Annotated in this window: 11 protein-coding genes; 2 read left to right on the forward strand and 9 right to left on the reverse strand. The window is 58.8% G+C overall.

From position 1 onward, the window contains the following. Positions 1–12: 12 nt before the first annotated feature. Together IB261_RS25855 and IB261_RS25860 are read left to right on the forward strand one after the other, a co-directional pair. On the forward strand, positions 13–1,506 hold the full coding sequence (locus tag IB261_RS25855; RefSeq protein WP_151188381.1) for an aldehyde dehydrogenase: 1,494 nt from the start codon (positions 13–15) through the stop codon (positions 1,504–1,506). Positions 1,507–1,637: 131 nt separating this feature from the next. Continuing rightward, positions 1,638–3,122 (forward strand): APC family permease, encoded by a 1,485-nt coding sequence (locus IB261_RS25860; protein ID WP_081520083.1) that lies wholly within the window; start codon positions 1,638–1,640, stop codon positions 3,120–3,122. Between the two features lie 181 nt (positions 3,123–3,303). Here IB261_RS25860 and tagD read toward each other — a convergent pair whose 3' ends face one another. From tagD to rfbB, 9 genes are all read right to left on the reverse strand, one after another. Next, positions 3,304–3,699 carry a glycerol-3-phosphate cytidylyltransferase gene (tagD, locus tag IB261_RS25865; RefSeq protein ID WP_151188382.1) on the reverse strand — a complete coding sequence of 132 codons (396 nt, stop codon included), beginning with the start codon at positions 3,697–3,699 and terminating at the stop codon, positions 3,304–3,306. Further along, positions 3,696–7,826 carry a CDP-glycerol glycerophosphotransferase family protein gene (locus IB261_RS25870; protein WP_192383812.1) on the reverse strand — a complete coding sequence of 1,377 codons (4,131 nt, stop codon included), beginning with the start codon at positions 7,824–7,826 and terminating at the stop codon, positions 3,696–3,698. The genes tagD and IB261_RS25870 overlap by 4 nt, the downstream gene beginning before the upstream one ends. A 265-nt stretch (positions 7,827–8,091) precedes the next feature. Further along, positions 8,092–8,553 carry a hypothetical protein gene (locus IB261_RS25875; protein ID WP_151188385.1) on the reverse strand — a complete coding sequence of 154 codons (462 nt, stop codon included), beginning with the start codon at positions 8,551–8,553 and terminating at the stop codon, positions 8,092–8,094. 15 nt (positions 8,554–8,568) lie between these two features. Continuing rightward, positions 8,569–9,267 (reverse strand): ABC transporter ATP-binding protein, encoded by a 699-nt coding sequence (locus IB261_RS25880; protein WP_151188386.1) that lies wholly within the window; start codon positions 9,265–9,267, stop codon positions 8,569–8,571. After that, positions 9,267–10,736 carry an ABC transporter permease gene (locus IB261_RS25885; protein WP_192225345.1) on the reverse strand — a complete coding sequence of 490 codons (1,470 nt, stop codon included), beginning with the start codon at positions 10,734–10,736 and terminating at the stop codon, positions 9,267–9,269. Before IB261_RS25885 ends, IB261_RS25880 begins: the two co-directional genes overlap by 1 nt. Further along, a complete protein-coding gene (rfbC, locus tag IB261_RS25890; RefSeq protein WP_151188388.1) occupies positions 10,733–11,278 on the reverse strand; it encodes a dTDP-4-dehydrorhamnose 3,5-epimerase in 546 nt (181 codons plus the stop codon). The genes IB261_RS25885 and rfbC overlap by 4 nt, the downstream gene beginning before the upstream one ends. After that, positions 11,275–12,162, reverse strand: a complete 888-nt coding sequence (gene rfbA / locus IB261_RS25895; protein WP_192225344.1) for a glucose-1-phosphate thymidylyltransferase RfbA — start codon at positions 12,160–12,162, stop codon at positions 11,275–11,277. The genes rfbC and rfbA overlap by 4 nt, the downstream gene beginning before the upstream one ends. 2 nt (positions 12,163–12,164) lie before the next feature. Next, positions 12,165–13,061 carry a dTDP-4-dehydrorhamnose reductase gene (gene rfbD / locus IB261_RS25900; RefSeq protein WP_192383811.1) on the reverse strand — a complete coding sequence of 299 codons (897 nt, stop codon included), beginning with the start codon at positions 13,059–13,061 and terminating at the stop codon, positions 12,165–12,167. Then, positions 13,058–14,128, reverse strand: coding sequence for a dTDP-glucose 4,6-dehydratase (gene rfbB, locus IB261_RS25905; protein WP_151188390.1), 1,071 nt, complete (start codon positions 14,126–14,128; stop codon positions 13,058–13,060). Before rfbB ends, rfbD begins: the two co-directional genes overlap by 4 nt.

Here is a 14,128-nt window from a genome sequence, read left to right on the forward strand (position 1 = left end):
GGAGCGATACGCATGAGCCAGCCAACCCGCGCCGAATGGGAAGCCCGCGCCAAGGCCCTGAAGATCGAGGGCCGCGCCTTCATCCAGGGCGAGTACCTTGCCGCCGCCTCCGGCGAAACCTTCGATTGCATCAGCCCGGTGGACGGCCGCCTGCTGGCCAAGGTCGCCAGCTGCGACGCCGCCGATGCCGAGCGCGCCGTGCAGAGCGCCCGCAACACCTTCGACTCCGGCGTCTGGTCGCGTGAAGCGCCGGCCACCCGCAAGGCTGTGATGATCCGCTTCGCCGCCCTGCTGGAAGAGCACGCCGAGGAGCTGGCGCTGCTGGAAACCCTGGACATGGGCAAGCCCATCGGCGATTCGCTGAACGTCGACCTGCCGGGCGCCGCCGACTCCCTGCGCTGGAGCGGCGAGGCCATCGACAAGGTCTACGACGAAGTGGCCGCCACCTCCCACGATCAGCTCGGCCTGGTCACCCGCGAGCCGGTGGGCGTGGTCGCCGCCATCGTGCCGTGGAACTTCCCGCTGATGATGGCCGCCTGGAAACTCGGCCCCGCACTGGCCACCGGCAACTCGGTGATACTCAAGCCCTCCGAGCGCTCGCCGCTGACCGCCATCCGCATCGCCCAGCTGGCCATCGAAGCGGGCATTCCCGCCGGCGTGCTGAACGTGCTGCCGGGCTACGGCCACACCGTCGGCAAGGCCCTGGCGCTGCACATGGACGTGGACACCGCGGTGTTCACAGGCTCTACAAAAATTGCCAAGCAACTGATGGTCTACGCCGGCGAATCGAACATGAAGCGTGTCTGGCTGGAGGCCGGCGGCAAGAGCCCGAACATCGTCTTCGAGGACGCACCGGACCTGCAGGCCGCCGCTGAGTCCGCCGCCGCCGCCATCGCCTTCAACCAGGGCGAAGTGTGCACCGCCGGCTCGCGCCTGCTGGTGCAGAAATCGATCAAGGCGAAGTTCCTGCCGCTGGTGGTCGAGGCCCTCAAGGGCTGGAAAGCCGGCCACCCGCTGGACCCGGAAACCAACGTCGGCGCACTGGTCGACGGCCGCCAGCTGGAGCAGGTACTGGGCTATATCCAGGCCGGCCAGGACGAAGGCGCGAAGATCCTCGCCGGCGGCAAGCGCGTACTGGAGGAAACCGGCGGCACCTATGTCGAGCCGACCCTGTTCGACGGCGTGAGCAACGCGATGAAGATCGCCCGCGAGGAAATCTTCGGCCCGGTGCTCTCGGTCATCGAGTTCGAAGACGCCGAGGAAGCCATCCGCATCGCCAACGACACCCCCTACGGGCTGGCGGCGGCGGTCTGGACCCGCGACATCTCCAAGGCCCACCTCACTGCCCGCGCCCTGCGCGCCGGCAGCGTGTGGGTGAACATGTACGACGGCGGCGACATGACCGCGCCCTTCGGCGGCTTCAAGCAGTCGGGCAACGGCCGTGACAAGTCGCTGCACGCCTTCGACAAGTACACCGAGCTGAAGGCGACCTGGATCAAGCTGTAACGCGATCCGGAAAACGAGAGGTTTGGAGCAAGACGGCGCGTGGCTCAAGCCGCGCGCCGAACAATAACAACAACGCTTTCCGTTGCACCCGATTGGCTGCCGACGCGAAAACCTCAGACAGGACACCCACGATGAACAGCTCGATCCAGCCAGGCGCCGCCCTGGACCGCGACGCGGAGCAACTCCGCGCGCTGGGCTACACCTCCAATTTCGAACGCAGCATGACCCTCTGGCAGAACTTCGCCCTGGGCTTCACCTACCTCTCGCCGGTGGTCGGCGTGTACACCCTGTTCGGCCTGTGCCTGGCCGCCGGCGGCCCGCCAATGTTCTGGTCCTACCTGCTGGTGGGTATCGGGCAGATGCTGGTGTGCCTGATCTTCTGCGAGGTCGTCTCGCAGTTCCCCATTTCCGGCGGCGTCTATCCCTGGGCCCGGCGCCTGGTCGGCAAGCGCTGGGCCTGGATGGTCGGCTGGATCTACTCGGTGTCGCTGTGCGTGACCATCGCCGCCGTGGCCCTGGGCGCCGGCCCGTACATCGCGACCTTGCTCGGCTTCGAGTCGACACCGGTGACCAACACCTTCGTCGCCCTCGCGCTGACGGTGATCGCCACCCTGCTCAACCTGTCCGGCACCAAGCTGCTGGCGCGCGTGGCGATGTTCGGCTTCATCTGCGAGCTGCTCGGCGCGCTGGTAATCGGCACCTACCTGCTGATCTTCGAACGCCACCAGCCGTTCTCGGTGCTGTTCAACACCTTCGACATCCGCATCGACGGCAGCTACTGGCCAGCGTTCCTCACCGCCTCGCTGGCCGGCATGTTCCTCTACTACGGCTTCGAGGCCTGCGGTGACGTCGCCGAGGAAACCCCGAACCCCAGCCGCCGCATTCCCAAGGCCATGCGCATGACCATCTGGATCGGCGGCGGCGCGGCCATCTTCGCTGCCCTGGCGCTGATCCTCGCGGTACCGGACATGGCCGCGGTGATCTCCGGCGCCGACAAGGACCCGATGACCACCATCCTCGACAACGCCTTCGGCGTGACCGGCGCGCGCCTGGTGATGGCGGTGATCATCGTCTCGTTTGTCTCCTGCGTGCTCAGCCTGCAGGCCGCCGCCAGCCGCCTGCTGTACTCCTACGCCCGCGACGAGATGGTGATGGGCAGCGGCCTGCTCAAGCGCCTGTCGCCCAACACCCACGTGCCGGTGGCCGCGCTGATCGCCTGCGGGGTGATCCCGTCCGTGATCGTCTGCGCCGGCTTCTACCTGCAGAACGCCATCGCCATGGTGGTGAGCTTCGCCGCCATCGGTATCTACCTGTCGTTCCAGATGATCGTCGGCGGCGCCCTGTTCGCCCGCCTGCGCGGCTGGAAACCGAGCGGCGCCTTCACCCTGGGCAACTGGGGCTGGATCGTGAACATCCTGGCGCTGACCTACGGTGTGCTGGCGATCATCAACATGTCCTGGCCGCGCACGCCGGACGCGCCCTGGTACCTGAACTACGGGATCATCCTGGTAGGTGGCATCGTGATCCTGCTGGGCCTGGCCTACATGACCCTGTTCCGCCCGTACGACAAGGGCACCGCTCCCCACGGGGATGCGTGGAAGCTGCATCAGCAGTAATCGGCAGTGTGAAACGAAAACGCCCGGCAAGGATGCCGGGCGTTTTTTCGTAGGGACCGATGGGCGGGGCCCGGAATCTGGCGTGAATGGCCTGTCGGGGTCGACTTGGCCGCTCAACGAACCGGCACGCGCCCGGACAACCTACAGAGGCTGTCCGGGCTCACGTCATCTTGCCTGTGAATTACACGACGGCTTCACTTAAATGCTCACGAATTTCCGTCGAGGAGATACCGCTGGTACGCGCCAAATAAACGACCTCGCAATGAGGCTTTAGAAAATCAAAGTGACCCTTCCAATCATCGCCAATGACGAAAACATCTACCGAGTATTTGCTGACATCATGAACTTTCTGCTCCCAGTCCGCCTCTTCCACGACCAGGTCAACATAGCGAATCGACTCCAGCACAGCTTTACGGTTGCTATAGTCCAGCAATGCGCTTTTGTGCTTGCCTGCATTAAACTCATCATTGGATAACGCTACGATCAGGCGGTCGCCCAGCGCCCGAGCGCGTTGCAGCAATCGAATATGTCCAGCATGAAGGACATCGAAAGTTCCGTAGGTAATAACAGTTTTCATACGCTCCCCCTCTCCATTTCTCTTGCAACATGCTCGAGCACACGCTGAGTATTGCCATCATCAACATGGTCAAAGAAAATCTTGCGTTTAAACTCGTACGAAATTTTGCTTTCAAGTTGCTGCCCGGCCAAAATTTCATCCAGCGACTGCAGCAATGCACGGAAGTCATGGCAAACCGGACCAGGGAAAACATCCGTCAATTCGTAGAATAATCCCCGTTCTGAGCCTGCGTAGGACTCGTAATCATAGGCAAAGCAAATCTCCGGCTTGCCCGTCAGCATGAAGTCAATAAAACAACTTGAGTAGTCGGTGATCAGCAGATCTGACTCTCGATAAAGAAGTTCGATATCCGCAAAGTAACGCCGATCAAGACTGATGACAGGCATGTCGACGCCACTCAACGCCTGCGAATAGCTATTAGCCTTGTCCGCCATATGCTCACGAACGCCCAATACCGCATTGTGCTTGCGCAGGCATTCGGCCAGTGCCTCACGCTCTGATTCGCTGAACACGTAATAGCCTTCGGCCTGCGCATTGCGGAAAGTGGGTGCGAACAGTACCAGTCGGCGACCACCCAACGTCTGGCGAAGGCGCACCAATTGCTCCTGAAAGTCGACAGGCAGCAATGTTTCTTCACGCAAAATGACATCATTGCGCGGCAAACCGGTCAACCAGATATTGTGGAAGTTCAGTGGATAGAACGCTGATGCCATGGCCATTCGATCGATTTTCGAAGAAGCGATGACCGAATGACAGCGAGCATGCTCCGCGGAAATGGACTGCAGTTTGTCCTGCAGATCGAGCGATGCGTAACCGATACGTTTTAATGGAATGCCGTGCCAGAGGTTAATGAATCGATGCTGCTTGGCATCCAACGGGAATATCGTATTGATGCGTGGCGCGTGCTTCACGAATATGTAGCGTGATTGCATCAGTAGACGCTGGCCGGCCAAACTCTTAAGCGGAACGATATCGACATTAACGCCTTCCGCCTGTACGCACTTGCTGCGAGTCAAAATTACCTTGCGTATATTCGGGTCATTTTTCACTGACTCGAACACCATTCGATCGTTACCACCCAGCAAGTGATCATAGGCACACACGGGGAATGCCCAGCAGCGATCATCCTTGACCGTTACAGCATCTTCCTTGACAAACTGCGAGTCGCTCAACAAGGGTTCGGGCCACTGCCTGCCATCTGCCGGAATATTCAGGCTGCGGTAGAGTTTGTCGGCATTCCCGATACGCAACAAGTTTCTTTCTGCCGCACGCAGGTCGGCGCCGGGCAAAACTTCATTGACCCATTGTTTCCAGCGCCACAGTTCTGGCACATAGTAGTGATTCTCGGTAAGGAAGAACCGCTTGAACAGTGGGAAGCCTTCAGCAATCAGATCGTAGTGATACTTCGTATAGATCGGATGGAACGGGTACAGATGGTCGATAAAGGTTGCGGGCTTGTGACCAGCCAACAGCAACCTTCGAGTCATGCCAATTTCATAGCGCAGGACAATGTTCTTCTTACTCCGCTCCTTTCGAACGCTATCCAGCAACTGCTGCAAAACACCCTTCTCTTCCAGTACAGGCGCACGGAAAGCGAGGAAGTACGAACCGATATGGAAGTCGTAGCATTCGTCCTTTTCGTAACTTGGCACGAGGCGACGAAGCACGGTCTCCATGGCAATCTTTTCATCAAAACGGTTGCTCGCTACATCCCGGGTAGCGGTTAGCCCCTTGGTTGCCTGAAGCCCCCACCAGTCGCAACTCTTCGCATCCATCTTGTCGAAGACTGGCTTAAGGCTGCTGAGTAGGTAGCTACTGTCATTAACCAGAAGCATTTCGTCGTAAGTCCGAATCACCTCCCAGCCGACCAGGTCCCGGGCCAAACGAGAGTATGAGCCGAAGTCATATTCACCATGACGGAAAGCCCAGGCACCTTTGGTTATTGGCGCCAGCTTCTGCAACTCGCCGGGCTGCAAATCGCCATCCGCAAGGTAATAAACGTCGGCGTACTTCTGCAGCTCTTCGATGAAGTCCAGAACATACTGGTCAATCAAACCATCGGGGTCGTAACCCGCGAACAGGCATACACGCCTGGCTTTGCGCTCTGTCGGCAGTCGATGCCCGGACGACATATCCAGCATCTTTCGCGCAGGGCGACGCAGCAGACTCTGGCGCTGTTGGCATATTGCATAGTGCACCAACGGGTTGATCGGGCTGCGCCACTGCTCAAGGTACTCGGAGGCGTACCAGATGGCATCGAAGCCGCTGCCGACTGCAGGCTGCCGCAGTTCCCGCCAACCGAACTGGCTGTAATGCCTCAGCGGCTCAATCTTGGCCCGCGCAACATCAGGATTGGCCTGCAGATAGGCCTTACCATCGAAATGACCTGTCGCGCTGACCAGGGCCATGAGCGCCGTGATGTTTTCAGCGGCAGGGAAACAGCTACGCCCCTCTTTGACACCGTGTTGCAGATAGTGAATCAAGGGGTTGCAACGGTTATTCAGCGTGTCCTTATTTTCGTCCCAGTACCATGCCGAATCAAAATTCGGGTTAGGGTTGCAACGCTCATACACCCCATATCGCAGGTAATGGACAACGGCATCCATAGCCAGCGTACGCACGTGCGGATAGGCATCCAGATAAAACTGCTGGCTGAACTCAGCGCGCTCCCGAAGAAACTCGACGTTTTTCTTCAGGTTGATATAGCCGGCTAGAGATGCACCAACAGAGTAAGGGCTGCCGCTTTCGAGAGAGCTTTTGTGCGCCAGCATGACTCGGGTCGTCTCCCCCGTATCGTCCGCACTGTAGACGAGTGCAGTGTGCTGGCCATTCAGCGAAGGGAGCAGGCCCATCACTCGCTCCAGAGCATGCCAGGCAGAACTGATACTCCCGGTCTGCTCCTTGGTTGCAACGACCTGTTGTTCGAGCGCCGGAATCAGGTCAACCAGCCCCTTGAGCAACGCCGGTCGGGACCAGAATATGCTGCCAGCAAAAAAGCCCCAGCGCTGTCCCGGGTCTGCCGACGGCTGCAGCAGTTGAACGAAGCGGGAAACCTCCACTTCGTTGCCATACATCAGATGGCGTACAGATTTGTAGAAATCGGCCGATCCCAACATCCCCAAGTCCGGCTGGGTGGCGAAGGCATGTAACACCTGACGAACAGCTTCCTCACTGCCCATGAGAGGATTGAGCAGCAAGTCCAACCAGGCATTGCCCGCTTCCGGATACAGTTTTTCGAGATTGGCCAGTCCCTTCTTCGTGTGCAGCTTGCACACCAAGTCATACTTGCCTTCGATAACGCGAGGCAGCATCTTGATGAAGGGCAGTATGTCGTAGCCGCCATTATCGACCTGTACGATCTCAACGCTGCGCCGATCAAGAGACGATTCAGCCATCCACGCGCGGAGGGCCTCGTGCTTGTCAGGCGCCACAGTCATGAACACATCGTGCTCGACCTTGATGTTATCCAGGCGTCCAAGCAACTCAGGTAGAACATCCAGATGGAACACGTGAATGACGACCGCGATGCGCATCTGGGCGTCGGCCTGCGTGAACAGCTCGCTGGCCACCTGGACTTCCGGCGAAATCGATTGGGCAAGGAAAGCACGCCGTTCCAAAGGCAGGTTGGCTGCCCGCTGGGCAGGCTTGAGCGCTACACCGCTGAGTTTATGAGTGGCAAGAACCGACTGATCGGAGGCGTGGCGACGTAATCGCGAGCGGATGCCGCTCCAACCTTCCCGCCGGTAAACTTCCAGAGCCTTGCGCACGCTCTGCTTCAACCCACCACCGCGGGTAAACAGAGAGGTGATCGTGGCCTTCAGCAAACGGGCGCGCCGGGTCAGCACACCAAATTTGCGAACAGGTCGGGTGAGCCTCCAACTGGTGGACTCCTGGAATTCCTTGCGCAACGCTGAATACTTTCGCTCGCGAGCAGCGATCTGCTGACGCAGTCGAATGACTTCATCATCTACCTGCTTTTTCTGCAGGCGCATCTTCTCGCGCTCAGCCTTGATACTCTCCTCGGATTCGAGCACCTGGGCTTCCAGCAGAGCATTTTCCTTCCTCCGCTCTGCAAGTTCGTCGTGCAGCAGCATATTCAGGCTGACTATCGGGTCGCTGTCGGCCACGGCATCTCGGTTCCGTAATACAGCGAGGCCATTTAGCTCCGACGGCCTGACTTGCTTTTTCCTTGCACTCTTTTTCATGCTGGTCTAACTCAACCTGAAATTACAAAATATGTAGCGCTCAGCCAGATAATCGATCCTGCAAGCCGGGCATTCAGACAGCTCCGCGCGCCCTGCGTGTATCAAATGGCTCTTACTTGAACGAGGCGTCCTCTCCGCCCCCGCCACAAACTGGCGGAAACACGCCCCCGTCCAAAAGCGAAAATCGTTAAATGATGCGCACTGCCTTCTTGGTAGAGCAGATGATCGCCCCATGTTTCACAGGCATCTGCAGCGAAACTCCGTATGTACCTTTTGCCAACCCACTCAGGTCTATGTTGGCCTTGAAGCCGGACTTGAGAAGCGTTGGCTGATTGAAGTACTTGACGACATCCGGGCGATCCAAGCGGCCGGATACCTTGTAGGAGGTGCGGACGTTGCTGTTCAAATCAGTGATCAGAATATCCAGCGCCGCAGGGACAGTACTGCTATTACTGTCCGCCGCCCATCCGCTGAAGCTGATAACACCCGGTTTCATCCAGACGACGTCTCGTTTTTCACCCGCAATAACATCGACCGCGCACTTACTGCTAATCAACACAGCAGCCTTGCGATCAACGTCCTGACCACACCCCGCGAGGATCGTCAAAACAAACAAAGAAATCAGAAAACCTACCCTCTTGCCGAACATCCAACTGCTCCTTGACTATTGCATTTGCATCATCTGGTCGTATTTCTTCAATGTTTCGTCGACCGAGGCACATTCAATCAATGTCCCTTGATGCAAGATCACACAACGGTCACAGAGATTGGCTACCTGGGTTCTGGAGTGAGAGACCAAAACCACGGTCTGGCCAGCTGCGATCTTCTGCATCATGGTTCGCTCAGCCTTCTTCTTGAAATGTGCGTCACCAACACTAAGGACCTCATCCACCAGCAGGACTTCAGGGCTTATGATGGTGCTGATTGCAAATCCCAGCCTTGACGCCATACCGCTGGAATACTTTCGCAATGGCTCATCGAAAAAGTCCCCCAACTCCGAATAGGCCTTGACCTCCTCGAGGCGGGTCAGTACTTCCTGCCGCTTGTAACCCAGCAACATGCCGCCGAACAGCGCGTTGTCACGTCCACTCAGGTTCAGGTCGAAACCAGCCTGCAATGCGAGCAGCGAAACCGTGGCACCATGGTTAATCACTTCTCCTCGATCAGGACGAAGAGCTCCCGACATCACCTTGAGCAAGGTCGACTTGCCGGCACCATTCCCGCCCAATATGCCCAGTGTCTCTCCGCGGTAAACATCCAGCGTTATGTCTTTCAATGGCTCGACAAAACCATTTCGATTAATTTTCCCACTGAGCGCAAAACGCACACCGACGTTACGTAACGAAAGAAATCTGTTAGCCATCAGCGCATGCACCGACGCACGAACGTCCGCCGATGATGGCGATACAGCACATAATCAAAAACCATCACGATCAACGCTACAAACCCCACATAAATCAAACCAGTCCACTCCGGGGGCCGACCTTCCAGCACCACTTCGCGATAACAGGCGATCAGCACAGCCATGGGGTTGTACTCGAGTATCTTGGCGACGCCCCCAGGTATATGCCGGTAATCGTAAATAACCCCAGACAAGAACATCAGCAGCGTCAGGCCTGTTGCGACCAGATTGGCCAAGTCCCGTAAAAACGGGATAATCGCCGCCAGCAACAATCCCAAGGCAAGAGTCAGAAGAAACTGAACAAGTAAAATTCCGGGCAGCCACAGAATATTCAGGCTCAGACTTTTTTCATCAACAACAAGCCCCAACGCCAGGAGGAAGAGCAACGCCGGCAATTGTTTCATTGTCGCTTGTACTATCGCGACCAGCGGAAAGAACGAGGGCATGATTCCGGTATTCAACATCAGACCCTGGCCGGAAATGATGCTGTTCGCACTCATGGAAATGGCCTTGGAGAACCACATCCAGGGCACCAGGCCACACAGTAAAAACAGCCCGTAGTTGTCACCACCGCTGTTGAGAACCTGAGAGAACAACAGGTAATAGATGATCAGGTGCAGCAGTGGCTCAATGATTACCCATGCATAGTTCAGATGATTTCGTGATGACTCGGACTTCAGGTTGAGCAGCGCTTTGATCAGGACAAGCTGAATGAAGTGCTCTCCACCCTGCGACGTCTGGCTCTTGCGTTCCATCGTCTGCACGGTCGCGGGAGAGCTCACGCTATCGACACCGTACAGAGCGGCCAGGCGATATTTCTTCGCCTCCGCCAGTTTTCCCTGCTGCTTGCAGGCATTCGAAAGCTGCGTATAACCCCGCGAGTATTCAGGTTTGGCCTCTACGACCCGGCGCCAGCGAGACTCGGCCTGCTCCCAGTCTTCAGAGTGTTCTGCAATTTCTGCATGCTGCAACAAGGGCTCGATGCGACCCTGGGCATGCTCGCGAGCCCGACTATTGAAGTTCTCGGCCTCTCGAGTGTTGCCGGTACGCAGTTCAAGATCAGCAGATTTGCCGAGCAGCTCCCAGTGTTCAGGACATTGCTCGCAACCTTGCGCCAGCAGCTCCCGCTCCAGAGTCGGATTCTTCTGCAGGCGGGCGCATTCCGCACTGCTCAGCCAGGTACTGGAATGCTTGGGGAAATGCTCGCGCGCGAACGCCAGCAAGTCGCCAGCGGCGCCGATGTCGCCTTGGCGCATCAGGCTGATCGCACCTTGTATCCAGGGCGCCGGATGTCCTCGGTACTGTTCGCGGAATACTTTCCAGAGAGCAGAGGCGTCAGCCCAGCGCTTTTCTCGCATGGGCTTGAGCGCCAGCTCGAAGGCATCAGCGGCGGCAAGGGGCTCGATGCCGGATAAAGTGCTGGTGGTCATTTGAAAACTTCGGCATGTGCCAGACTGGCACCGGCACTGTCCTTAACCGACAACTGCGGCTCCCCCTCTAACGGCCACTCGATACCAATCTGCGGGTCGTTCCAGGCAATGCAGCGCTCATGCGCGGGGGCGTAGTAGTCGGTGGTCTTGTAAAGGAACTCCGCGGTCTCGGAGAGAACAACGAATCCATGGGCGAAACCTTCCGGCACCCACAGCTGATGCTTGTTCTCGGCAGACAGGTGCACACCGACCCACTGGCCGAAAGTCGGCGAGCCGCGGCGGATATCCACGGCCACGTCGAATACCTCGCCCAGGACCACTCGTACCAGCTTGCCCTGGGACTGCTGCACCTGATAATGGAGGCCGCGGAGCACGCCTTTGATCGACCGCGAGTGATTGTCCTGAACGAAAGTCACAGGGCGTCCGACCACCTCGTCGAAGACCTTCTGGTTGAAGCTCTCGAAGAAGAAGCCGCGCTCGTCGCCAAACACCCGGGGCTCGAACAGCACCACGTCCGGGATGGCCATCTTGCTCGCTTTCATCCGTAGATCGTCTCTTGGAGCAGGCGCTTGAGGTACTGGCCGTAACCGTTCTTCAGCATCGGCGCGGCAAGCTCTTCCAGTTGCTGGGACGTGATCCACTGCTGACGGAAGGCCACTTCCTCGGGGCAGGCCACTTTCAGGCCCTGGCGGTGCTCGATAGTCGCGATGTAGTGGCTTGCTTCGAGCAGCGAGTCATGGGTACCGGTGTCCAGCCAGGCATAACCGCGCCCCATGATTTCCACCGACAGGTTCCCCTGCTCCAGGTAGATCCGGTTGACGTCAGTGATCTCCAGCTCGCCGCGGGCGGAGGGCTTGATGCTCTTGGCGATGTCCACAACCTGCTGGTCGTAGAAGTACAAGCCGGTAACGGCGTAATTGGACTTTGGCTGCAGCGGCTTTTCTTCCAGGCTGATGGCCTTGCCCTGAGCATCGAACTCAACCACGCCGTAACGCTCGGGATCGTTCACGTGGTAGGCGAACACGGAGGCGCCCTGCTCACGCTCGGATGCGCTGTCGAGCAGCTCGCTGAACTGGTGGCCGTAGAAGATGTTGTCGCCGAGCACCAGTGCCGAGAGGTCGTTGCCGATGAACTGCTCGCCAATCAGAAACGCCTGGGCCAGGCCGTCCGGCGAGGCCTGCACTGCGTAGGAGATGTTCACCCCCCAGCGGTGGCCATCGCCCAGAAGCTGTTCGAAGCGCGGAGTGTCCTGCGGCGTGGAAATGATCAGGATGTCGCGGATACCCGCCAGCATCAGGGTGGTGAGCGGGTAGTAGATCATCGGTTTGTCGTACACCGGCAGCAGCTGCTTGGAGATCGACAGCGTTGCCGGATGAAGTCGAGTGCCTGACCCGCCGGCCAGGATGATTCCTTTACGTTTGCTCATCATTACTTCTCGATAATTTCCGTCAGCATCCGTGCTACCCCGTGTTGCCAATGGGGGAGATTCAGCAGGAAGGCCTTCTGCAGCTTTTCGGTATTCAGGCGGGAATTCGCAGGGCGCTTGGCGGGCAACGGGTAGGCATCCGTCGTCAGCGCTCCGATGGCCTGGGCCGACACGCTCAACTCGACGCCGGCCGCGGTGGCCTGCTCAAGGACAAAACGGGCATACCCACACCAACTGGTTTCGCCGCCAGCTGCCAGGTGGTAGAGGCCGCACAGCTCGGGCGAACGCACGGCCGCCGTGATGGCGTGAGCGGTGACATCGGCGATCAGGTCCGCACCGGTGGGTGCTCCGAACTGATCATCGATCACGCCCAGACTGTCGCGCTCTCGCGCCAGGCGCAGCATGGTCCTGGCGAAATTGTTGCCGCGCGCGGCATAGACCCAGCAGGTGCGAAAGATCAGGTGCCGACAGCCAGAGGCCTGGATCGCCTGCTCGCCGGCCAACTTGCTCTGGCCGTAGACGTTCAGGGGGCCGACATCGTCGACCTCACGCCAGGGCGTCTGGCCGTGGCCGGGGAACACGTAGTCGGTCGAGTAATGCACCAGCAGCGCACCGTGGCGTGCCGCGGCCTCGGCCATCACGCCCAGCGCCTGGGCATTCACTCGCCGTGCCTGTTCCGGCTCCGACTCGGCCTTGTCCACCGCGGTGTACGCCGCGGCATTGACGATCACGTCCGGCGCAAAGCGCTCCAGCGTCGCGGCCAGCCCGTCGAGGTCAGCCAGATCGCCACAATAGTCGGTACTGCGGGAATCCAGCGCCAGCAACTCGCCCAAGGGGGCCAGGCTGCGCTGCAGCTCCCAACCCACCTGGCCGTTCCTACCCAGCAGGAGAATCTTCACGAACTGCGCCCCGCGTAGTTCCTCTCCAGCCATTCGCGGTAGTTGCCGGACTGTACGCTTTCGACCCAGCCCTGGTTCGCCAGATACCACTCGACCGTCTTGCGAATACCGGTTTCAAAGGTTTCGGCCGGTTTCCAGCCCAGTTCACGCTCAAGCTTGCGAGCGTCGATTGCGTAGCGACGGTCATGGCCGGGGCGGTCGGCGACATAGCTGATCTGCTCGCCATAGCCCTTGCCATCGGCTCGCGGGCGCAGCTCATCGAGCAGGGCGCAGACGCGGTTGACGATCTCCAGGTTGGGCTTTTCATTCCAGCCGCCAACGTTGTAGACCTCGCCCAGAGTGCCCGCCTCGAGCACTCGGCGGATGGCGCTGCAATGGTCCTTCACGTACAGCCAGTCACGAATCTGCTGACCATCGCCATACACCGGCAGTGCCTTGCCTGCCAGGGCATTGACGATCATCAGCGGGATGAGTTTTTCCGGGAAGTGATAGGGGCCGTAGTTGTTCGAGCAATTGGTGGTGAGCACCGGCAGGCCGTACGTGTGGTGATAGGCCCGGACCAGATGATCGCTCGCTGCCTTGCTCGCCGAGTACGGGCTGTTCGGCTCGTACTGGTGTTCTTCAGTGAAGGCCGGGGCGTCGCTGGTCAACGATCCGTACACTTCATCGGTCGAAACATGCAGGAAGCGGAACTTTTCCTTCTCACTGCCTTCCAACCCATTCCAATAGGCACGTATCGCCTCGAGCAGGCGGAATGTCCCAACAATGTTGGTCTGGATGAAATCTTCCGGGCCATGGATGGAACGATCGACATGCGACTCAGCCGCGAAATTGACGACCGCCCGCGGACGATACTTGCCCAGCAATGCCTGCAGCAGCTCGCCGTCGGCAATGTCGCCGCGCACGAAAACGTGCCTGTCATCACCGTCCAGGCTGGCAAGGTTTTCCAGATTGCCGGCGTAAGTCAGCTTGTCCAGATTGATGACGGTTTCATCCGACTGGGCAACCCAGTCGAGCACGAAGTTGGCGCCGATGAAACCGGCGCCACCAGTTACCAGAATTGTCAT

The sequence above is a fragment of the Pseudomonas sp. PDM20 genome, from assembly GCF_014852575.3.
Taxonomy (GTDB): domain Bacteria; phylum Pseudomonadota; class Gammaproteobacteria; order Pseudomonadales; family Pseudomonadaceae; genus Pseudomonas.

Coding starts and splice junctions, on each gene's coding strand:
- IB261_RS25855 (WP_151188381.1), top strand. CDS start 13: ATGAGCCAGCCAACCCGCGCCGAATGGGAAGCCCGCGCCAAGGCCCTG.
- IB261_RS25860 (WP_081520083.1), top strand. CDS start 1,638: ATGAACAGCTCGATCCAGCCAGGCGCCGCCCTGGACCGCGACGCGGAG.
- tagD (WP_151188382.1), bottom strand. CDS start 3,699: ATGAAAACTGTTATTACCTACGGAACTTTCGATGTCCTTCATGCTGGA.
- IB261_RS25875 (WP_151188385.1), bottom strand. CDS start 8,553: ATGTTCGGCAAGAGGGTAGGTTTTCTGATTTCTTTGTTTGTTTTGACG.
- IB261_RS25880 (WP_151188386.1), bottom strand. CDS start 9,267: ATGGCTAACAGATTTCTTTCGTTACGTAACGTCGGTGTGCGTTTTGCG.
- IB261_RS25885 (WP_192225345.1), bottom strand. CDS start 10,736: ATGACCACCAGCACTTTATCCGGCATCGAGCCCCTTGCCGCCGCTGAT.
- rfbC (WP_151188388.1), bottom strand. CDS start 11,278: ATGAAAGCGAGCAAGATGGCCATCCCGGACGTGGTGCTGTTCGAGCCC.
- rfbA (WP_192225344.1), bottom strand. CDS start 12,162: ATGAGCAAACGTAAAGGAATCATCCTGGCCGGCGGGTCAGGCACTCGA.
- rfbB (WP_151188390.1), bottom strand. CDS start 14,128: ATGACAATTCTGGTAACTGGTGGCGCCGGTTTCATCGGCGCCAACTTC.